General features: G+C 35.4%; 21 protein-coding genes and 1 other annotated feature. Of the genes, 12 read left to right on the top strand and 9 right to left on the bottom strand.

Features of this window, described 5'->3' with window-relative positions; genetic code table 11:
- Nucleotides 1-121: 121 nt before the first annotated feature.
- Entirely contained in the window at nt 122-736 is a 615-nt protein-coding gene (locus tag DN392_RS10240; RefSeq protein WP_000455359.1) for a DedA family protein, read from the bottom strand.
- Between the two features lie 414 nt (nt 737-1,150).
- On the opposite strand from DN392_RS10240, the gene DN392_RS10235 reads away from it, so the two are divergent.
- From DN392_RS10235 to DN392_RS10215, 5 genes are all read left to right on the top strand, one after another.
- Nucleotides 1,151-1,594 carry a DUF3978 family protein gene (locus tag DN392_RS10235; RefSeq protein WP_000388758.1) on the top strand — a complete coding sequence of 148 codons (444 nt, stop codon included), beginning with the start codon at nt 1,151-1,153 and terminating at the stop codon, nt 1,592-1,594.
- A gap of 30 nt (nt 1,595-1,624) precedes the next feature.
- Nucleotides 1,625-2,086: a L,D-transpeptidase gene (locus DN392_RS10230; RefSeq protein WP_000735054.1), complete on the top strand. Its 462-nt coding sequence runs from the start codon at nt 1,625-1,627 to the stop codon at nt 2,084-2,086.
- Between the two features lie 364 nt (nt 2,087-2,450).
- Nucleotides 2,451-3,116, top strand: a complete 666-nt coding sequence (locus tag DN392_RS10225) for a response regulator transcription factor (RefSeq protein ID WP_000148835.1) — start codon at nt 2,451-2,453, stop codon at nt 3,114-3,116.
- Complete coding sequence (locus DN392_RS10220) at nt 3,094-4,536, top strand: sensor histidine kinase (protein ID WP_074651374.1); 1,443 nt, start codon at nt 3,094-3,096, stop codon at nt 4,534-4,536. The genes DN392_RS10225 and DN392_RS10220 overlap by 23 nt, the downstream gene beginning before the upstream one ends.
- 140 nt (nt 4,537-4,676) lie before the next feature.
- On the top strand, nt 4,677-5,579 hold the full coding sequence (locus DN392_RS10215; protein WP_000410501.1) for an EamA family transporter: 903 nt from the start codon (nt 4,677-4,679) through the stop codon (nt 5,577-5,579).
- 41 nt (nt 5,580-5,620) lie between these two features.
- On the opposite strand, the gene metG is transcribed toward DN392_RS10215, so the two are convergent.
- A complete protein-coding gene (gene metG / locus DN392_RS10210) occupies nt 5,621-7,255 on the bottom strand; it encodes a methionine--tRNA ligase (RefSeq protein ID WP_088321307.1) in 1,635 nt (544 codons plus the stop codon).
- Between the two features lie 51 nt (nt 7,256-7,306).
- Nucleotides 7,307-7,577, bottom strand: a binding site (T-box leader).
- Nucleotides 7,578-7,691: 114 nt separating this feature from the next.
- Here metG and DN392_RS10205 point away from each other — a divergent pair.
- The 4 genes from DN392_RS10205 (at nt 7,692) to DN392_RS10190 (ending at nt 12,961) form a co-directional block, all read left to right on the top strand.
- Nucleotides 7,692-8,510: a class I SAM-dependent methyltransferase gene (locus DN392_RS10205; RefSeq protein ID WP_048566642.1), complete on the top strand. Its 819-nt coding sequence runs from the start codon at nt 7,692-7,694 to the stop codon at nt 8,508-8,510.
- Nucleotides 8,511-8,922: 412 nt separating this feature from the next.
- Nucleotides 8,923-10,617, top strand: a complete 1,695-nt coding sequence (locus tag DN392_RS10200) for a methyl-accepting chemotaxis protein (RefSeq protein ID WP_048563501.1) — start codon at nt 8,923-8,925, stop codon at nt 10,615-10,617.
- A 218-nt stretch (nt 10,618-10,835) separates the two neighbouring features.
- Nucleotides 10,836-12,527, top strand: coding sequence for a methyl-accepting chemotaxis protein (locus DN392_RS10195; RefSeq protein ID WP_088321306.1), 1,692 nt, complete (start codon nt 10,836-10,838; stop codon nt 12,525-12,527).
- A 116-nt stretch (nt 12,528-12,643) separates the two neighbouring features.
- On the top strand, nt 12,644-12,961 hold the full coding sequence (locus DN392_RS10190; RefSeq protein WP_000076427.1) for a metal-sulfur cluster assembly factor: 318 nt from the start codon (nt 12,644-12,646) through the stop codon (nt 12,959-12,961).
- A gap of 42 nt (nt 12,962-13,003) precedes the next feature.
- Here the strand turns inward: DN392_RS10190 and nprB are convergent, their stop codons facing one another.
- The 7 genes from nprB to DN392_RS10155 form a co-directional block, all read right to left on the bottom strand.
- On the bottom strand, nt 13,004-14,653 hold the full coding sequence (gene nprB, locus DN392_RS10185; protein WP_033658961.1) for a neutral protease NprB: 1,650 nt from the start codon (nt 14,651-14,653) through the stop codon (nt 13,004-13,006).
- Between the two features lie 160 nt (nt 14,654-14,813).
- Nucleotides 14,814-15,509 carry a pirin family protein gene (locus DN392_RS10180; RefSeq protein ID WP_048563500.1) on the bottom strand — a complete coding sequence of 232 codons (696 nt, stop codon included), beginning with the start codon at nt 15,507-15,509 and terminating at the stop codon, nt 14,814-14,816.
- A 51-nt stretch (nt 15,510-15,560) separates the two neighbouring features.
- A complete protein-coding gene (locus DN392_RS10175; RefSeq protein WP_000845460.1) occupies nt 15,561-15,971 on the bottom strand; it encodes a MarR family winged helix-turn-helix transcriptional regulator in 411 nt (136 codons plus the stop codon).
- 112 nt (nt 15,972-16,083) lie between these two features.
- Nucleotides 16,084-16,518 carry a DUF3920 family protein gene (locus DN392_RS10170; protein ID WP_000422829.1) on the bottom strand — a complete coding sequence of 145 codons (435 nt, stop codon included), beginning with the start codon at nt 16,516-16,518 and terminating at the stop codon, nt 16,084-16,086.
- A 137-nt stretch (nt 16,519-16,655) separates the two neighbouring features.
- Nucleotides 16,656-17,249, bottom strand: coding sequence for an undecaprenyl phosphate transporter UptA (uptA, locus tag DN392_RS10165; protein ID WP_000900216.1), 594 nt, complete (start codon nt 17,247-17,249; stop codon nt 16,656-16,658).
- Nucleotides 17,250-17,329: 80 nt separating this feature from the next.
- On the bottom strand, nt 17,330-18,529 hold the full coding sequence (locus DN392_RS10160) for a cation:proton antiporter (protein ID WP_000380223.1): 1,200 nt from the start codon (nt 18,527-18,529) through the stop codon (nt 17,330-17,332).
- The gene (locus DN392_RS10155; RefSeq protein WP_001026069.1) at nt 18,530-19,027 is read right to left on the bottom strand and encodes a cation:proton antiporter regulatory subunit; all 498 of its coding nucleotides are present in this window, start codon (nt 19,025-19,027) and stop codon (nt 18,530-18,532) included.
- Between the two features lie 409 nt (nt 19,028-19,436).
- On the opposite strand from DN392_RS10155, the gene DN392_RS10150 reads away from it, so the two are divergent.
- From DN392_RS10150 to DN392_RS10135, 3 genes are all read left to right on the top strand, one after another.
- Nucleotides 19,437-20,870 (top strand): alanine/glycine:cation symporter family protein, encoded by a 1,434-nt coding sequence (locus DN392_RS10150; RefSeq protein WP_048563498.1) that lies wholly within the window; start codon nt 19,437-19,439, stop codon nt 20,868-20,870.
- Between the two features lie 213 nt (nt 20,871-21,083).
- Nucleotides 21,084-21,524 (top strand): Dps family protein, encoded by a 441-nt coding sequence (locus DN392_RS10145; protein ID WP_001041898.1) that lies wholly within the window; start codon nt 21,084-21,086, stop codon nt 21,522-21,524.
- A 632-nt stretch (nt 21,525-22,156) separates the two neighbouring features.
- Entirely contained in the window at nt 22,157-22,354 is a 198-nt protein-coding gene (locus DN392_RS10135) for a hypothetical protein (RefSeq protein ID WP_000656328.1), read from the top strand.
- The last annotated feature ends 82 nt before the right edge of the window (nt 22,355-22,436 follow it).

The raw sequence follows: 22,436 nt of genomic DNA, 5'->3' as shown, positions 1-22,436 counted from the left end.
AATCTATATAATTTTAAACAGATGAACTAACAAAATCTCATTACAATAGATTGGAATATAAAATAAAAAGGCAGTGCGTTTGCACTGCCTTCCTAAATTTTGACATAGAATGGATTTCATATTAACTTGCGTTTTGTAACAATACTCGTTTTAACTGTTTGCGGAAACGAATGCCTAACGTAACTGCCACAATCACAATCACTCCAAAAATAATTTTACCGATATGACCTTCTAGCACTCCAAAGATGTCATGTAAGTTTCCACCTAACCAATAACCACCGATTAAAAAGAATGATACCCAAAATAGAGCACCTGAGTAAATTGTAATTGCAAAGCGACGGAATGGTAAGTTAATAATTCCTGCAAAATATCCTGTAAAATGACGTACACCAGGAATAAAGAAGCCGATAAAAATAAGGAAATATCCATACTTATCAAACCACATTCTTGTTAAGTCAATTTTTCTTTGTGTTAAAAATACGTATTTCCCATACTTTTGAATAAAGGGCATACCTAATTTATTTCCTAAAAAGTATTGAATTGTCATTCCTAAACTTGTCCCAATAAAGGATAGGATAATTAAAATCGGTAAACTTAAATCGCCCTTCTGTGCTAAAAATCCCGCATATGCTAACGTTGGCTCTCCCGGAAACGGAAGTGCAATATATTCTAACAGCAGACCAACAAGTACAACATAGTACCCGTACTGCTGAAATAATTCATGAACCCATTCCATGTCATCTCTCCTTTCAATCACGTACAACTTCTTACTATTATTGTATAAAAAAATTGTCGAAATAACTATCACAATAGCTTACATTTTTATTACATTTTTGTAAGGCTCACACTAAAGTTTTCTGTTCATTATTTGCTGCTATCCATTATCGCTTTTCGATGTGCTAACAATTATATATCGTACGGAATAGAGCTATTAATATGCATTTTTTATCCAGTTTTTAACACTTAGAAATCACCTTATTTTGTTCTCAATAAAAAACCACCACAAACTCATACTAACTTCATATTAGCTTCATATACGTATTGTAAGATTATATCGGAATTTGTTGAAAAATTTAACTAATATATGACTAAGCATTAAATTGAATAAATATAAGTAGTTTTTCGAAATTGAAAAAAGGGTGAATAAGAAATGGAAGCTTATAAAATGCACGATTTTATTAATACAAATGTTGAATCTCATCAAAATGAAACCGTTTTTAATTTACACATATGTGAAACAAGTGAATTTGACGTAAGTTTAACAAAATCTACAACACTGTCTTTTATCGTTTCAAAAAAGAACATTAAGATTGTTACGAAAAAATGGATTAATTCAAATCAAGAAAGCATGATTGGTAAAAGTTACATCATTCCAACGAAAGCTTTCCACTACTTCTTACCAATTATTTCTGAAACTGAAGATGAGCTAAATATTCAAGTTCAAAGTTTTGGACTACATGGTGAACTTTTACTAAATGAAAGATTACTTATTGATAAAAACAACAAACAAAATCCAAAGATTACTACCTTCTTTGAAACATTAGATGAAAATGTAAATAAAGTATTACGAGGATTGCAAATTCATTGTATGTAAGACTATTACAATAGCAAAAAGGAGAATATAATGAAAAAACTATTATTAAGCGCACTATTATCATTAGGATTTTTAACTATTCCATTCACAAATGCTGAGGCAGCTACAACAAACGATCAGCTTATCGTGAATACGCAGTTAAATAAAATGGATTATTATCAAAACGGACAATTTATAAAGAGTTTTACTGTCGCTACTGGAAAAGCAGCCACACCTACGCCTAAAGGTACTTTTCAAATCGTTAATAAAATTAAAAACCGTCCTTACTATACAGGAAAAATTAAAGGCGGCGATCCACGTAATCCACTTGGTGACCGTTGGCTCGGACTAAACATGGCAGGAACTTACGGAACAACTTATGCGATCCATGGTACTAACAATAATCAAGCAATCGGCAAATGGACAACACTTGGTTGTATTCGTATGTATAACAATGATATACACTGGTTATTTGAGCGTATTCAGCAGCAAGCTACCGTCACTGTAAAATAACCTAAAAACAAGATTTATGTGTAGCCAAGAATTTTATATCTTGGCTTATTTTATTTATTCATTTACAGTAGCAAAACAACTGTATTTACATATATAATAAGAATAGGTTTCGTTAAACAACATCAAAACATTGATAAACATGGATATTAAAATTATACAGTTATAATATTTTATAAATTTTACAATACATACTATAATAGAACTAATGTAATTCTGAAATATTCAGTTTCTCTAAACCATTCCCCTTGCTACTTTCATGATGACTTTATAGCGGGGGCTTATTATATGTATAAACAATTTGAGTTATCCAAAAAATGATGAATTCGAATATTGCAGTAAAAAGCGTTATTTAGGAGGTGTTACTATGACGCATATACTGGTGATTGAAGACAACCCAGATATACAAGAACTGATTCGGGAATTTCTAATGGCACAAAACTTTACTGTTGATGTCGTTGGCGCTGGAACAGAAGGTATTCTTCTTTTCCAAAAAAATTCATACGATCTTGTCCTCCTTGATGTGATGTTACCAGATATAGATGGCTATAGTATTTGTAAAATTATGCGAGGACAATCTGATGTACCGATCATTATGTTAACAGGCTTACATAATGAAGAAAGTGAAATTAAAGGATTTGAGTTAGGTATTGATGACTATATTACGAAACCGTTCCATTACACCGTATTTATTAAACGTGTAGAGGCTGTATTAAGAAGGGCAGCAACGAAGGAAGCAGAAGCTGCAACTATACTACAATTCCATGAATTGATGTTAAATTCTACAGCCTATGCCGCTTATGTTCATGGTAATCAAATTGAATTAACAACAAAAGAATTTGAAATTTTATATACTTTACTGCAAAATCGGGGAAAAGTATTATCAAGAAGTGATTTGCTGAATAAGGTATGGGGCTATGAACATTATGGTGATGTAAGAGTTATAGATACACATATTAAAAACTTAAGAAAAAAATTAGGGATTCCTTATATTAAAACGGTGAAAGGCATTGGCTACAAAATCGAATCGTAGTACAGACAACATCACCAAAAATATTTTCATCAAAACCTTATTATTTTGTATTCTTTTATCACTTTGTCTTTATCAAATTATTTATTTTCTAGCTTCAAACTACGATAAAGAACGTTTTGCAAAAGAAAATGGAGCGCTTTCTACAGAACAAGCGGATTCAGACAAACAAAACGACCAAAGTAAAACGAATCAAAGTAAGGCTGTTTCAGAGAGTACGATTTCCAATTTCCAATCTTCTATTATAGATTATAATGCACTCTCTACAGCCATAAATCACCTTTTGCAGCCTAGCCAAACTGTAAAAGCAAAAGAACATACCCAAAATATTGCGGGGAAAAACAGCACTTCTACTCCACTTACAGAAACGGAAAAGCAAGTCGCTACTAATGATGCCTTACATAAACAAAATGCAGCAAATAACACAAATGATACACAAGATTATCCAAAATTAGCAGATGCACTGCAGCAATTAGCTCCACATATTGGTGCGACAATGCTTGCATTATCTTTACTCGGATCTTTAATTTATACAAAACTAATTGCCAAACCTTTTCAATTTATGAGCGATGCTTTAAAAGATATTATGAATCTTGATTTCTCAGATAAAAAGCTACTTAACAAAAATACAGACCAAACCGATTTTAATTTACAAGTAGCTGCTTCACAGGTCCCAAATATTTTGAAGAATTTACATGCAAGCAATCAAGATTTAAGAAATGAACTCAAAAAGGAACAACAATTAGAACAATCTCGTAAAGAATTTATGTCTATGATTTCCCATGAATTAAAAACACCAATCGCAGCCGTTATGGGACAACTAGATGGCATGATTCACGGAATTGGAGCTTATAAAGATAGAGATAAATATTTAAAACGTTCCTATGAAATGATGCAAGACATTAACATATTAACGGAAAAAATGTCGGAATTATCCAAAATACAAAACCCTCAATTTAAACCTGATTTAAAAGTTATCTCATTAACTAATATTATTGAGGATGTTATGAAGAAAGTAGATTACTTTGTATCTGTAAAGCAATTAAATGTTCAATCTAACATTAAGCAAGATGTAAAAATTTTAGCTGATCCTAAATTTATTCAAACTGCTATTTTTAACATTATTTCAAATGCAATTCATTACACGATTGACCATCAGCATGTATATATAAAGCTTTATGAAAAGCCAAACGGTTATGCATTAGAAGTATTAAATACAGGTTCACAAATTGATGAGGATAAACTCGCCCATTTATTCGAGCCATTCTATCGCGCAAACCCTGGCAAACACGGATTAGTACAAGGTAGTGGTCTTGGGCTATATATTGTAAAACAAATATTAGATAAACATCAGTTTCCTTATGGGATACAAAACACACCTCAAGGTGTAAAATGTTCTATTGTATTCCCAAAAGCAATGTAAAAAACCTACTACAATTTCATACCCCAAATTCATACTTCGTATGAATGGCGGAATTTTGTAGAGTATCTTACTCTGTTTCGTTCGCCCGTTATCCTTATTTGGATAGCGGGCGTTTTTTATTATTTAAAAGGAGGATCTTCATGGAGAAATTTAAGTATTCATTACTTGTTTTATTCGGAGCTTGTAGCTACGGCGTACTTTCAACTATTTTCAAACTCGGATTCATTGATGGATTTTCAGCACATCAACTATTAGGGGGACAATATGTCTTCGGATGGATCGGGCTTCTTCTGCTCGTTCTTTTCGTTTCACGTCATAAAGTAACAAAAAAGCAATTCTTTTCCTTACTAACAGTTGGCACAACAATGAGTATGACTGGTATCTTCTACGCTATTTCTGTAGAAGAACTACCAGCATCTATCGCTGTTGTCCTACTCTTCCAGTTCACATGGATTGGTGTCGTTATAGAAGCAATCGCTAATCGAACATTACCAAGCCGTGAGAAAGTTATATCCATCATTATTTTATTTACTGGAACATTGTTTGCAGGCGGTGTCTTTGAAGGTCTCGGACAAAACTTTTCCACGAAAGGTATTATCTTTGGTCTATTAGCCGCTATCTCTTTTTCATTTTACGTTTTTGCAAGCGGGCGTGTTGCTACAGAAGTACCACCTTATACGAAAAGCTTTCTTATGACAACAAGTGCTACTCTTATCGTATGCCTATTCTTCCCGCCAACCTTTTTAACGGATGGTGCCTTGCAAGCCGGTCTTTGGAAATACGCTTTCTTCCTCGGATTGTTCGGTGTTGTCGTACCTGTCATTTGTTTTTCAATTGGCGTACCGAAAGTAGGAACAGGACTTAGTACAATACTAGGAGCAGCTGAATTACCAACGGCCATTATCGCTTCTATTACACTTGTACATGAAGTCGTAACCTTCATGCAGTGGATTGGGATACTCTTTATACTACTTGGAATTTTTACTCCTCAGCTGCTTACGGCTAGGAAAGAAAAGAAACATAGTAGCGTGCATAGTGCGTAACAAAAGACCTTTCATGTATTTGAAAGGTCTTTTTCTCTATCTCACTTTACCGCTCCATATAGCTTTTCTATTTCATGCTCAATTTGTTTTACATCGATTCGTTCAAATAGTGGCTGTACACTATCAATTCTATTCGGCAACGTATTTTGAGGTTCCCAATTTCGGTTCACAATCGATAATGTATTTCTAACTCTTTCACTTGAGAATGGTAAAAACGGTTCAAGGAGATTTGCAAAATTAGCGATAAGATACACACAGTTATAAATCGTTTCTTCGCATGAAACTGGATCATCTTCCCTTTGTTTCCAAGGCTGCCTCCCATCAAAGTATTTATTTGCAAAACGTACTGCATCAAATATTGTTTCTAGCGCCACCTTAAATTTAGTTTGCTCAATTGATTCTCCTACATATATATATAATCCTTCTATCTTCTCTTTCAGCTCTTCATTAATAATTCCATTGGGTACAATACCATCATAATACTTTTCAATAAACTTTAATGTCCGGTTCACAAAGTTTCCGTATGCACCTAACAATTCACTATTATGACTGTAAATGAATTCACGCCATGAAAAATCAGTATCACGATTTTCTGGTGCGTTTACTGTTAAAAAGTAACGAATAGAATCTGGATTGTAGCGTTCTAATATGTCAGGCACCCATACTGCCCAGTTTTTACTTGTAGATAACTTTCTTTTTTCAACTGTTAAATATTCATTTGAAACGATATGACGAGGAATTGCTCCTTCTCCTATTCCAAGCAATACTGCTGGCCAAATGATGGAATGAAACGGAATATTATCCTTTCCGTGCACATAATATGTTTTCGCTTCTCTATCCCAAAACTCTTGATCATCTTTCCCTGTTTCTTCAGCCCAATGTTTACTCGCCGAATAATATCCTGTCACTGCTTCAATCCATACGTAAATTTTCTTATCTTCATACCCTTCTACTGGAATTGGTACCCCGATTGGTAAATCACGTGATACGGCCCTATCTAGTAATCCTTCCTTAACATATCTCTCTGTTAGTTGAATCGCATTGTCGCGCCATGTTCCTGTTTGTTTTGCGATTTCTACAGCCCTTTTAATTTGCTCCTGAAATGTATGCAATGCGAAATAGAAATGCTCTGTTTCCTGTATCGATGGCTTACTACCGCATAACTTACATTTCTTTTCTAACAAATCGAGTGGATCTAAAATAGCTGAACACGCATCACATTGATCTCCTCTTGCTGCTTCATGGCAATGTGGACAAATGCCTTCTACATAACGATCAGGTAAAAACTGCGTACACGCTTCGCAATACGCTTGTTCCACTGTCCTTTTATAAATATAATCTTCTTCTAATAAACGTAAAAAAACTTTTTGAACAGTTTTATGATGGTGCTCGCTATCTGTACGTGTATAGCAATCATAAGTAAAACCGAGGCTACGAAAACATCGCTGGAATTCTTCATGATACTTATCAGCAATTTCCTTCGCCGTCACATCTTCTTGTTTTGCCCTAATTGCAATAGGTGTTCCATTACAATCACTTCCCGAAACATACAACACGTTCTCACCTTTTACCCGGTAATAACGTGCTAAAATATCTCCAGGTAACAAACTCGCAATATGTCCAAGATGTAGCGAACCATTTGCATACGGCCAAGCGCCTCCAATAAAAATACTCATCTTACATTCCTCCTTTTAAATATAAAAAAGCCCCACCCTTATCTTAAAAAAGATAAGGGCGGGGCTGTATAAACAGTCGCGGTACCACCTTATTTCGCCAATTACTCACATAATTAACCTTAACAAGTACGGAGCTATATGCTCTTATACTGTGGTTTTGATAACGAGTACCAACTCTCGTCGCCGCCTACTATTATCATTTGATAAGTTCAGGACGAAGCTCAAAGGCCATTGTTCAAATGAATATTCTTGCTTCTTCTCAGCTACCGAAGCTCTCTGGACAGAATGATTTCATTCTACTTTTCCTTTTCAACGCTTTTATATATAACACGTATTTTACGACTTAATTGCAGAAAAATCAAACTTAAATTCAAAAAGAAAAGGAAATTCCATCCCCCTGCCGAATAACTATACGTTCACAAAAGGAGTGATACGATTGAATCAAAAACAACTAAGCACACGTAATGAAAAAAGCTGGAATGCAGCTGCTTATGAAGCTTGGACGAATCGCCACGGGGCGCCAGCCGATTATGCGAAAAAGCTTATGGCAGATCCCATGCGCGAAGTAAATCACTATTTACCTTACATACAATCCCCAAAAGGAAAACGTATTATTAATTTACTCGGGTCAAAAGGGAATAAGGCTGTTGCTCTCGCTCTTTTAGGAGCTGACGTAACAGTTGTTGATATTTCAGCAAGTAATGCAAAATATGCAAATGAACTTGCTGAAGCAGCCGGTGTCTCTATCCAGTATGTCGTATCTGATGTATTAAATGTACAGCTCTCCGAATCATTTGATATCGTATTGCTGGAACTTGGTGTACTCCATTACTTTCTAGATTTAAAACCACTCTTTCAAAAAATTGCTACCTTACTTAAAGGAAATGGAATGCTTATCCTTCGTGACTATCATCCTGTTTACACGAAATTATTAGGAGTAGACCACCCATCATTTCGGGCTAACGGAAATTATTTCGATGAAGAATTAATTGAAGATGATGTTGCTTATAGCATCCTTCTTACAGAAGCGCAGAAAGAATCATTACCTAAAACAACCATCCGTCGCTGGACGCTAGGAGAAATTATTACAACACTTGCGGAAGAACATTTTAAAATTGAAAAATTAGTTGAAGAACAAGGGTCTCATCAAAGGTGGGTCTTCCCTTCTACTGCACCGGAAGAAATTGAAGATCGTGTGCCTGGTTTATATACATTAATTGCGACAGCATGCAAAAAAGGATCCCTTCACGGATAGGATCCTTTTTGCATGCTCACGCATATAAGTTGAGGTTGGAGATTACCATAATTCTGTAGAATAGGACACAAGATATTTCAACATTTCGTCTCTGACTTACGTCGTCAAAAAGGGGTATGACCAACATAACGAAGATTAATGCTCATAGTTGATACTGATAATCGTTATCAACTAATTAGAAGTATACATGATGTTATTTCAAATTACAATAGCATTTCTACTTTTTATTTATGAATTTTTTGATATACAAATGTATACATTTTAAGAACATTTACTCATATCAATCTGCCATCTTCCATTATCTGCTATAATTTTCATTGAACAGATTAAAAACTTCATAATGATGTTTTTATTAATTTCGTTCTTAATATTTATAAATCATAATAAATAGTTTTTAAAGGTAGGGGTAACGATGAAATATGTTAGTATTCGAAAAAAACTACTGTTCACACTCTTAAGCATTTCTTCTTTATTTAGTATTGCTCTTATTGTTATTCTTTCATTCGCTATGAACCAAGCAAGCGAAATTGAAACGTTAAAAAATGATGTATCAAAACGAGCAACAATTTTAAAAGAACGGGGCGATTGGTTCCAAGCACAAGTAGCCGGCTTACAAGAATATTTACTCTCTCATGATCAAAAAGGATTAGATAAGTTCAACCGAGAAGGAAAAAAACTAGCTGATACTAGAGAAAAAGTAACAAGTGATAAAAAACTTCCAGAAGGAATGAAAGAAGCGATTTTAATGGGAGGAAAATGGCGAAGCGTCATAGATAATGAAGTCCTCCCTCTCGCTAGCGAAGGAAAATGGGACGAAGCATCCAAAATCGCTTTAGCTCAAACCGATTATGTAAACGATCTTTTAGGTAGATTTACGAAATATGCAAATGCAGAAAATGATAAACGTGACGCATTAATTGCTGACGTAGAGTCTTCTTCATCTCTTATTCAATATATTATTTTCTTCTCTCTCATTACATGTACGTTAACATCTATTTTATTAGCATGGTGGTTCTCTGGTAAACTCGTTAAACCGATACGACAAATTGATGAGAAATTAAAAGAATTAGCTTCTCAAGACGGCGATTTAACTGCTAGATTACACGTAACGAGTAAAGATGAAATTGGTGATATCGCCAATTCCTTTAATCACATGCTCGCTAACTTACAACGTATCATAAAACAAGTGCAACAAACATCAACAAGTGTAAAAGAAGCGTCTGAAAATGTGTTTATCGAAACCACTGCTTCTATGGAAAATACAGCAAAAACCGAAGAAACTATGAATGCTCTTGCGTATAATATTCGTTCACAAGTTTCAAGCATCGAAGAAAGTTCAACTGCAATGGACGATATGACAACGAGTGTTCAGCGTATTGCAGAATCTGCCTCCTCTGTTGCTAGCCTAGCTGTTACAACTTCAGAAAAAGCAGATGGTGGGAATAAAGTCATTGAGAAATCTATTACACAAATGCATACAATTAACGAAGCTGTTAACGCTACATCACAAGTAGTAGAGCGACTCATTACACATACGAATCATATTGATACTGCACTTCAATCCATTTCTAATATCGCGGAACAAACGAATTTACTCGCTTTAAATGCTTCAATTGAAGCAGCACGTGCTGGCGAACATGGAAAAGGATTCGCCGTTGTTGCCGATGAAGTACGAAAACTTGCTGAACAATCTCAGCTAGCAGCAACTGATATTAACCATTTACTTCATCAAATTCAAGCTGACACAAAAATAGCAAATGAAATGATGACACAAGGTCAATCAGAAGCTTCTGAAGGAATTACAGTCATTCGTACCGCTGGATCTTCATTCTCGGAAATTGTTAACCACATTAACAAAGTCTCTACACAAATGCAAGAAATGTCTGCAACTGCTGAAGAAATGGCCGCAAGTTCAGAAGAAATGAATGCAGCTTTAAATAACATCGCCTCTATTTCAAATGAAGTTGCCGCCGAAACATCACAAACAGCAACTTCGGCTGGTGACCAAGTAAATAAAATGAGTGTCGTTGCTAAAAAAGCTTCTGAAATGAAAACGACCGTACAAGAACTTGAAGTTCTCGTTTCTCATTTCAAAACAAACGTTTAAAGCGAAACTTTCATTTATACTTCTAGGACCTACAAACTATTAAAAAGAGGGATTTACAATCTCTCTTTTTTTACTTTAAAATATCTCTTTCTATCTCTCATTCCGTCTGCTATAATTCCTAGAGGAAAGCTTTATTCCAGAAGGAGTAAAGCTTTCTTTCGATTTTTTACATTAATTAATTCTAATACTAAGATTTCACAAAGGAGGCTTTTTATCATATGAATTTTATTAGCATTCGAAAAAAACTAATGTTCATGATGGGAACGATTTGCGCTTTATTTGGAATCGCCTTAGCTTTTATTTTATTTTTTGCTATTGACCAATCTCATAAAGCTGAAGCTTTACAAAAAGAAATTTCTCCCCTTGCAACAGAATTGAAAGAACGTGGAGACGCTTATCAGGTACAACTTTCTGCTTTAAGAGGTTATTTATTACAACATGATCAAGTCGAATTAGACAAGTTTAATGAGATGAGTAAACGTCTGGAGGATTCAAAAGATAAACTTCTTTCTAATCCAAATCTTTCTCAATCCGTGAAAGATACAATGGAATCAGGATCGACTTGGAGAAAATTTATTGAAGAAAAAGTTTTCACTCTTGCAAAAGAACAAAAGTGGGAAGAGGCTCTACAAGTAGCTTATGCAGAAAATGGTGCCGTTTATAAAGTAATTGGTGACTTCACAAATTATAGTAATGAACAAGCCAAGTTACGTGACGAATCTATCAAAAAAATTGATCAATCTTCACTACAAATTGAATATGTTATCTTCTTATCACTTGTTATTTGTATTATCGTAGCTATCATTCTTGCATGGTGGTTCTCTGGTAAACTTGTAAAACCAATTCAACAAATTGATAATAAGCTAAAAGAATTATCATCTCAAGAAGGTGACTTAACAGCTCGCCTACAAGTAAATAGCAATGATGAAATTGGTACGATCGCAACATCCTTTAATAAAATGTTAGAAAACCTACAACATATCATCAATCGTGTGCAAAAAACATCTGTGGAAGTACAAAACGCTTCTGAAAATATGCTAGAAAAGACGAATATATCACGCGAGGCAACAATAAAAGTTCAAAGCTCGATGTCCAACTTAAATGCGAGTATTCAATCTCAAGCCTCTAGCATGGAAGAAAGCTCAACGGCAATGGACGATATGGCAGTGAGTGTTCAGCGCATTGCTGAATCTGCCACATCTGTAACTGAGCTTGCTGTAGTTACATCTGAACAAGCTAACGACGGAAGTACTGTTATTCAAAAATCTGTTTCACAAATGACAACGATACACGACGCGGTAAATGCTACGTCAGAAGTAGTCGAACGTCTAATCACTCACACAAAATATATTGATACAGCTGTACAATCTATTTCTAATATCGCAGAGCAAACAAACTTACTTGCTTTAAATGCATCTATCGAAGCAGCTCGTGCCGGCGAACAAGGAAAAGGCTTCGCTGTCGTAGCTGACGAAGTTCGAAAACTTGCTGAACAATCTAAAACAGCGGCAACAGATATTAACCAATTACTACATCAAATTCAACAAGATACTGAAACTGCGAGTTCTATGATGTCCCAAGGCCGTTCTGAGGCATTTGAAGGCATTCATGTCATTCGTGAAGCTGGCAATTCTTTCACAACGATTGTGGAACAAGTAAATAAAGTATCTACTCAAATGCAAGACATCTCAGCAACTGCTGAAGAAATGGCTGCAAGCGCTGAAGAAATGAACGCTTCACTGAATAACATCGCTTCTATTTCAACTGAAGTATCTAGTGAAACAGCAGCAACAGCACAATCTGCTGAGCAAAAGGTCATTACTATGAATGAGATGACTGTAACCGCTAGACAAATGAAACAAACAGTTGAAGAATTAGATCAACTCGTATCTCATTTCAAAACTGAATAGCTCAAAAAAATATCCCTCTTCCAAAAGGGATATTTTTTTGAGCTCATTTCCTGCACATTATACACATTTCCGTTATAATGAGAATCGATATCATAAATGTGTAGGAGGTGCTATTTATGTCTCAAGAAGCATTTGAAAATAAATTATATGCCAATTTAGAAGCTGTTATTGATCCTGAACTAGGTGTTGATATTGTTAATCTTGGATTAGTTTATGACGTTACAGCAGATGAAAATAATAATGCTGTCATTACGATGACGATGACTTCTATCGGTTGTCCAATGGCTGGGCAAATTGTATCAGACGTTAAAAAAGTATTATCAACGAACGTACCTGAAGTCAATGAAATAGAAGTAAATGTCGTTTGGAATCCGCCCTGGTCTAAAGAACGCATGTCACGTATGGCGAAAATCGCATTAGGTATTCGCGACTAAATAAAGAAAGACCTGACATCCTAGTCAGGTCTTTTTCTCTTATTATTTTACGCCTACTGCATCATAAGCTTTCGTTACAGCTTGTACAGCTTTAGAGTTTTTACCATATAAATCTTCAGCTGACTGAAGAGCAGCTTGACGCATCATCTTAAAGTCAGAGTTTGCAGTTAAATATTTCGTAAGAGCACGGTAATAAATTTTTTCTGTCGCTTCACGGCCTACTCCAGCTACTTTCACGCCGTAATGCTCTCCGCCATCAGATACTAAATATGCAGCTTTATTGTTAATACTACTGTTAATATGAACGCCGCCATTATCAGCTGTTCCAGTGTAGCGTTTATTGTAATGATCTGGGTAACCTTCGCCTGGTTTTAATGGATTTGGAATAGATGCTGGATCTTTCAGAGAACGAAGTGCATCACCAGGTTTTCCAGGTGTATAAATGTCAGCACCTAAATCCCAGCTCTTCTTCTCAACCATGACACCCATAATATCAGATAACGATTCATTTAACGCGCCTGACTCATTTTTATAAACAAGGTTTGCTGTATGTTCAGTTACAGCATGCGTTAATTCATGACCGATAACATCTAGTCCAGCAGATAATGGAATGAATGTTTTTCCATCGCCATCACCATACATCATTTGCACACCATTCCAAGCTGCGTTATTCCAGCTTTCTCCGACGTGAACAGTAGAAATCAGCTTCGCACCTTTATCATCGAAAGAGTTACGATTAAATGTCTTTTTGTAGTAATCGTATACTTTTCCTGCATTTACATGCGCATCAACTGCAGCCTTATCTTCGAAGAACTTAGATTTACTCTCAACCTCTTCTCCTGTATATCCAAGCCATTGTGAGAATAAGTTAAACAAGTTTTCATCCATATTTTCTGCATCAAATGTGTGAACACCTTGTCCTCGTTTACCATCAAATAAGTTGAACGCTCCTGTTTTCTCATCTTGAGCAATTTCAAATGATTGTCTATCACCTAATACTCCGTAACCAAATCCTGTAATGTGATCTACAGCGTTATATTTCTCAATCACATTTCCATTCGTTGCATCAACAAAATAATGCCAATAGCCTGGAGCTGGTTTTGAAATCGATGCCTTAACTAGATATGCAAGATAGTAGTTTCCATCTTTTTCATACACAAATAAATCTTTTTTCACACCGTCATAATTCTTTACTTTACCAACTTCTTTTTCAATATCTGCCTTTGCAATCGTTTCTGCTTGCTCTGCGCTAATATTTGCAAACGCAGGAATATTTTTATCATCTAAATTCGGAATAACTTGTCCGAAGAATGCTTTTACATTATTTTCTTTATCTAATGTAACAGTTTGATCTGAACCATACACAGGAATATTATTATGTTTTTCAACTAACTTCACATGTGTCGTACCAGATTCAGCATCTTTTTCCTCCCCAACGACATTGAAGTGTTTGTCAATATTTCCTGCTAATTTAAACATATCTTTCTTACTCTCTAAATATTGAAAGACCGTCTCTTTTTTATCTAGTCCTTCCGGTGCTTTCCATTCTTCACCTATGTATGCAGGTGTTTTAAATTCTTGATGATATTGAATTTTTTGTTCTTCCGCTTTCGTTGTCGTTGCTCCAAATGTTCCAAATCCCCCGGCTATAACAGTTAACGCTAATGCTGATGAAATGACTTGCTTTTTCACTATAACATTCCCCATTCCCATAAAGATTTTTGACACTTTTATACAATTCTTATTTTCTGGGCTAATACCTTTTTCTAAATATTGAGAAAGTTTTTTCTGACAATTCCGCTCAAAAAAAAAAGGACATCCATTCGATGTCCTCTTTTCCATAAACGTTCTATTATTTTTTCAATTCAATTGCTAAATAGTGTGATTGCTCTTTCGCTTGAATATGAATATCTTCTTCTACTGCTTCTGCTGCATCACGCATAACAAGATTTTCACCATTTATTACACTACTCCCTTCAATTTGTACAAGGTACAATTGACGGCCTTCTTGCACCGGGAAATGAATTTCTTTTCCAGCATCTAACGATAAAGAATATAAATTCGCATCTTGGTGAATACGAATTGGTGCCTCTCCTTCTACTGGAGATACCATATGGAACCATTCATTTTCACGCTTGCTCCAATCAAATGTAAACTCACCATAGTTTGGTTTATGATCCGCACGATCTGGTAAAATCCAAATTTGTAATAAACGTAGTGTTTCATTTCCTAAATTATGCTCGCTATGAAATACACCTGTGCCAGCACTCATATATTGAACATGTCCTCGCTCAATTGTTCCGCGATTCCCCATGCTATCCTCATGTGTTAAAGCACCATCTACAACGTACGAAATGATTTCCATATCGCGGTGCGGATGCATATCAAAACCAGTTTGTGCCGCTACTAAGTCATCATTAATTACACGCAATGCTCCAAAGTTCATGTTATTCGGGTTATAGTAATTCGCAAAGGAAAAATGAAAATGTGTATTTAACCAACCATGATTTGCTCTTCCCATATTTTTATGGTCAACTTTTCTAAACATATCCTTCACCTCATATTATCTCGAATTCAAGATTTATTTTTAAAATTTTTCTCACTGTAATTTTTTTAGTAATTGTAATAATTGATGTTGTTCTTCTACATTTAAATTTTGAAACTGCTCCGCTTGGAACGTTTCTTGAGGCGGGACGATTTCTTCATATAAAGCTTTTCCCTTTTCTGTTAACGAAATATATTTTGTAGTACCTTCTTGTTCACGATGAATCCACTCCAGCTGCTCCATTTTATTTAATAGCTGCGTGATATTTCCCTTCGTAACAAATAGTTTATTTCCGAGCTCTTGCTGCGTTAGACGATTATGTCCTCCAACTTGAGCTAGTACATCAAACTGAGCGGCAGATACATTCCATTCTTTCAAATGCTGATTCGTCTCACGAATACTTTTGTTATAAAAACGTGATAAACGAAACCATAATAGTAATCCGAGTCTATCTTCTGTCTTCATTCTATCACCTCGCTCATTTCATACCATTAGTTTAGAACTAAACTTTATAAAAGTCAATCACTTACTTTTAGTAATCAATAAAGAAAGCACAGTGCCATTTCTCCACTATGCTTTACATTAACTTTCTATTTTTATATTCATCTAACTTCCTCTCCGCGAACTTTCTCGCATCTTTCTCAATCCATCTATCTTCGTACACTTCACTTCCAACATACAATACTTCTCTCTTATGCTGCATCGCATGACGAAACTCATGCAGTAGTGTTTTGAGCACCTGCTCATACTCTTCCCACATACAAACAAAAATTAATTGTTTTTCTTTATGATAAAAACCACCTACTGGGAATAAGAATTCCTCTTCTTCTTCTCCTAATGATAGAAGCACATGATTCGCATCACACGTATCACAAAAAACAACTGGTGTTTTACATACTTCAATCAGTGAAAACAAATCATCTCTAAGCCTTTTGACATCCCAAGGAAGCTCCGAATCCAACACATACCAATTCTCAACTTGTTGATATACATTTTGAAACTGGAGTTCCATTTCTCTATAATCCCCTTTCCAAACTCCCTTTTCCTATATGTATGCCACAATATGTAAAATATTAAACCTACTCTTTCCCCTTTCGAAAAATGACAATAAAAAAAGAATCTATGTCAGCATAGATTCTTTTTACGTAATCACTTTTTTTTCATCACTTTTTTTAATACAAAGTAACCAATTGCACAAACAATAGCTGCAAGTGCAAAGTATTTCACATATGGCCCAGCTACTTTATTAATACTTTCCCACTCTGTTCCTAATTTAAAACCTAAATATACAAATACAATTGACCATGGAATAACAGCTAATGTAGTTAACGTAATAAACTTAGCATGTGACATTTTCGCAATACCCGCTGGTATCGAAATAGCATGACGCACAACAGGAATAAAACGCGCTGTAAAAATAACGCCAGTTCCGTAACGATTAAACCAATCTTCAGCATAATCAATATGTTTCTTTTGAATTAAAATATATTTTCCATATCGCTCAAGGACGGGTCTTCCTCCGTACCGACCGATCCAATAAATGAATAGTTGTGCGATTACACCACCAATTGTACCGAACGCGACAGCGCCCCAAAACGTAATGCTTCCTGTTGATACTAAATAACCTGCATAAGACAATACAATTTCACTCGGAATAACCTCTAACATCAATCCAAGCATAATTCCCCAATAACCAAGTCCTTCTAGAAAAACTAAAACGGAATGAATCAACTCTCCTAACATCATGTACCTCTCTTTACTGTTTTCATTGCAAAAAATAAAAGTACAAGCAGTAAATATCTTGTACTTTTATTTTTTTAAAATTAGTTAGTCTTCGTATCCCACTTAAAGATTTTATTTAAAAATTTATATACATTCTTTGACTCTTTCGTCAGAAGTGGACCTAAGATGGATAGTATAAGCACGTATAGTGCCGAGAATGGTTTCAAGACTGACATTAAACCACCGGCGATGCCGATATTGGCCATAATGATGGAGAATTCTCCTCTTGAAACGATTGTTAATCCAATATTTGTTGACGCTTTATGAGATAATCCAGCTTGTCGCCCTGCAATCATTCCTGCAACAAAGTTTCCGATGATTGTAAGAAGGACAGCACCTAACGTTAACCATATCGCTCCGCCTAATGAAAACGGATCAATGCTTAATCCGAAACTGAAGAAGAAAATAGCTCCGAAAAAGTCTCTAAATGGAACAACGAGATGCTCAATTCTGTCACTATGCTCTGTCTCAGAGAAAACTAATCCTAAAAGAAGTGCTCCAATTGCTTCGGCAACGTGAATTGTTTCCGAGAAACCTGCAATAAAGAATAACGAAGCAAATACTACAATAATGAAAATTTCATCTGAACTAATATTGAGCAATTTATTTAATAACGGCGTCGCCTTTCTAGCTACAATAAAGAAGAGAAGCATGTATCCTAAAGCGATTCCAATTGAAGTAAGGGCACCTAAGAATGAAGCATGATCCCCAAGAACTAAGCCTGAAACGACTGATAAATATACAGCAAGGAATATATCTTCAAACATAATAATTCCTAAAATTAATTCGGTTTCATTATTACCAGTTCTTCTTAAATCCACTAACACTTTAGCAACGATAGCACTAGAAGAAATCGTAATAATACCCGCAATAATTAAGATTTCTAGTAAAGGGAATCCCATTATAAATCCGTATAATAATCCAAGTGAAAAGTTAATTAAAATATAGATTGTTCCGCCAATCGCAATAGAACGTCCAGATTTAATTAGTTTTTTCATCGAGAACTCTAGTCCTAGGTAGAACAGAAGGAACAGAACGCCAATCCGTCCAAGGAAGGAAATTACACTTGCACTTTCAATAAATTTGAGATCGATAACACCTATTGTCGGTGCGTGCGGTCCTACTAACATCCCAAGAACAATTAGAAAAGGAATTACTGAGAATTTAAACTTTCCAGCAATTACCGCCGCAATTGCCACTAAAACTAAAGCTGTACCAACTTCAAAAATTAACGTATCCATCTAGTCAGTCCCCCTATTCGAAAGTAACTCATTAATAATTTTTTTAATTTCTTCTCTCTCACCTGAAACTACAAGCATATCGCCTTCTTCAATTACCGTTTCTGGTCCTGGATTGAATAGCTTTTTCATATTCTTTTTCATAACTGCAATAATCGTTACGCTATATGTTTTTCTTATTTCAAGGTCGCCAATTGTTTTTCCGATTGCCGGAGCTGCATTCTCCACTTTAAACCACTCAATTGCTAAACCTTCAAAGACCATCTCAACATTTTCTAATGCTCTAGGTTTGTATACCATTCCACCTAATATTGCTGCAATTTGTCTCGCCTCTGAGTCACGTAATGAAATACTTGAGATGCTTTCTTCATGATCTGAATCAAAATGATACATTTCTCTACGCCCATCATCATGAATGACAATCACCATCTTTTCGTTACCTTTCGTAACGATTTGAAATTTATAACCAATACCCGGAAGTTCACTTTCTCTAATATTCATATTTAGCTCCTCCATAACTTCTTTATTTTAATTTTCTGTTTTTCTGTCTTTTGTTCATCCAATCAATTTTAGAAATTCTAACCATTCAGGATACCTATGACTTGGAAATCTTTTATTGTAATAATAAGTGGCTCCTAAAAAGATACTTAAAGATGTAATGATAAAAAATATATTACTTCTCATTTTCAAACTCTTAAGGCTTATATTCAATAAAGTTTCTTCTTTCAAATTATCCCCTCTTTCTCGCTTTACATTTAGTTTTTTAAAATGTAAATAATTCTAAAAATATTACGATGTAACATAATCATAACACAAAATACGTTTATGTAACATAATTTTTTAGAAAAATTGATTCTCATATATTTTTTGCATATAATTTTCTTATTACGGAAAAAAGGAAGTGTATTATATGGTTGATATCTTTAGCAGATTCCTTGAGGTAACGAATAATATTTTATGGTCATATATTCTTATTGCAATGCTAATCGGCTTCGGTCTTTATTTCTCTTTCAAATTAAAATTCGTCCAAATTACTCATTTCGGTGAGATGGTCAGTTTAATTAGTAAAGGGTTTAATCGAAAAGAAAAAAAGAAAGATAGCATCTCTCCATTCCAAGCATTTTGCTTAAGTGCAGCGGCACGTATCGGTATCGGAAACTTAGCTGGTGTAGCATTAGCCATTTCAATGGGTGGACCCGGCGCAATATTTTGGATGTGGTTTATCGCTATCCTTGGAGCAGCTACTAGTTTCGTAGAATGTACGCTCGCGCAAATTTATAAAGTAAAAGATGGAAGCAGGTTCCGTGGTGGACCAGCATATTACATGGAAAAAGGATTAAACAAACGCTGGATGGGTGTTTGGTTTTCACTTCTTATTACAATTGCGTACGGATTAATTTTCAATTCTGTACAAGCAAATACAGTAACAATAGCGTTTGAAAATGCTTTTGGACTAGAGCGAACGATCGTAGGAGCTCTATTAGCTTTATTAGTTGCAGTTATTATTTTTGGTGGTATCAAGAGCATTTCACGTATTACAGAAATGATTGTTCCTCCAATGGCGATCATTTATATCGGTGTGGCTATTTTTGTCGTAATTAACAACTTCAATATGTTACCAAGCATTTTCACAGAAATATTTAACAGCGCATTTGGTTTAGACCAAGCTATCGCTGGTGGTATTGGAGCGGCAATCAAATTCGGAATTCAGCGCGGTTTATTCGCGACAGAAGCAGGTATGGGTAGCTCACCTAACGCAGCAGCAACATCAGATGTATCTCACCCTGTAAAACAAGGACTTGTTCAAGCATTAGGTGTTTTCGTAGATACATTCTTAGTATGTACATCAACAGCGTTTATCGTATTATGTTCTGGACTTTACAAAGGATCGAATTTAGAAGGTATTGAATTAACACAACGAGCATTAAGTTCACAAATTGGACCGTGGGCAAGCACTTTCTTAGCGATTATTATTTTCCTATTCGCTTTCAGTTCTTTACTAGGAAACTACTATTATGGTGAAACAAACATCGCATTCATTAAAGAAAGCAAAACATGGTTACTGATTTATCGTGTTGCAGTTGTCGGAATGGTGTTCTTCGGATCTATCGCTGCCCTTCAAACGGTTTGGAGTTTAGCTGATTTCTTTATGGGACTAATGGTATTCACAAACTTAATTGCCATCTCATTCCTTAGCAAGTTTGCATACGCAGCCTTAGTGGACTATATAAAGCAAAAGAAACAAGGAAAAGATCCTGTCTTCGTTGCAAGTTCTATCCCTGGCTTACAGAATACAGAGTGCTGGGATGGACAGGATATAGAAGAGAAGCAAAAGGCTGTATAATAATTAAAAGCAAAAGCAGCTCGTTTAGAACAAGAGCTATATATCAAACAAAATCCCTATTACTCCACAGTAATAGGGATTTTTATTTATAACAGTTCATAATTTGTTCAAATTAATTCCAGCAAAAGGGTTGATTTATACAAATTACTATATTATAATGATTATAAATTAGTAATTGATATAACATAACAACTCAAAAGGAGATTGATCATAATGAACAAACAAGTAATCGAAGTATTAAACAAACAAGTAGCAGACTGGAGCGTTTTATTCACAAAATTACACAACTTCCATTGGTACGTAAAAGGACCTCAATTCTTCACATTACACGAGAAATTCGAAGAACTTTACACAGAATCCGCTACTCACATCGACGAAATTGCAGAACGCATTTTAGCAATTGGCGGCAAACCAGTAGCAACAATGAAAGAATACTTAGAACTATCTTCTATTCAAGAAGCAGCATACGGCGAAACTGCAGAAGGAATGGTTGAATCAATCATGAAAGACTACGAAATGATGCTAGTCGAACTGAAAAAAGGCATGGAAATTGCTCAAAACTCTGATGACGAAATGACATCTGACCTACTACTAGGCATCTACACAGAACTAGAAAAACACGCTTGGATGCTACGCGCGTTCTTGAATCAATAATAGAACTAAAAGCGGAAGCGGCTTGTTCAGAATCGCAGGACATTGGAGCTCTCGACCTTGAAGCGCTTTTTGCTTCGAGCGAGAGAGCGAAATGACCGGAGATTCTAGCCGCTGGAGCTGGATATTAATAAAAGCGGAAGCGGCTTGTTCAGAATCGCAGGACATTGGAGCTCTCGACCTTGAAGCGCTTTTTGCTTCGAGCGAGAGAGCGAAATGACCGGAGATTCTAGCCGCTGGAGCTGGATATTAATTAAAGCGGAAGCGGCTTGTTCAGAATCGCAGGACATTGGAGCTCTCGACCTTGAAGCGCTTTTTGCTTCGAGCGAGAGAGCGAAATGACCGACTGTTCTAGTCACAGGAGCTGGATATCATTAAAAGCGGAAGCGGCTCGTTCAGAGTCGCTTTTTCTATGGAGTGGTCGCACATATCAGTACATGAAATTTATATCAGCGATTTTCCCAATATATCGACTTACCGACAAATCACGACAATATTAGCACCTCTCTCCTCTACTTTTATCAATATATTACAATCCCTTTTATGTTAAAATATAGGTAACACCTTTTAGTAAAATAGATCCAAAAGCTTTTCCATATTCATCATTTACTACTTAAATGGCGGGAGTGGTTCAGTTGAAAGACTACTTAATTAGAGCATTTTTTGCGTTAATAACAGTTGGGATTGTCTTACTTATAGCTAATATTTTCAATATACGTGTCGAGGTGAAAGACTATGCTTTCCTCGTTGTTGTAGCAATTGGTGGCGGCTGGGGTGGCTGGTACCTGTATAAGAAACAAAATAATAAAAGTGATAAAGGCATTCCGAAGTAATATGGAATGCCTTTTTGTATAATACACAATTAAGCTTAAATCACTAATAAAAGCCGTCCCCAAAAACATCATATAAACCCAT

This window comes from Bacillus sp. BB51/4 (genome assembly GCF_008368845.1).
GTDB classification, from domain to species: Bacteria; Bacillota; Bacilli; order Bacillales; family Bacillaceae_G; genus Bacillus_A; species Bacillus_A wiedmannii.
The sequence above is the reverse complement of the archived record's forward strand: the minus strand, read 5'-3'. Positions and strand labels throughout refer to the sequence as shown.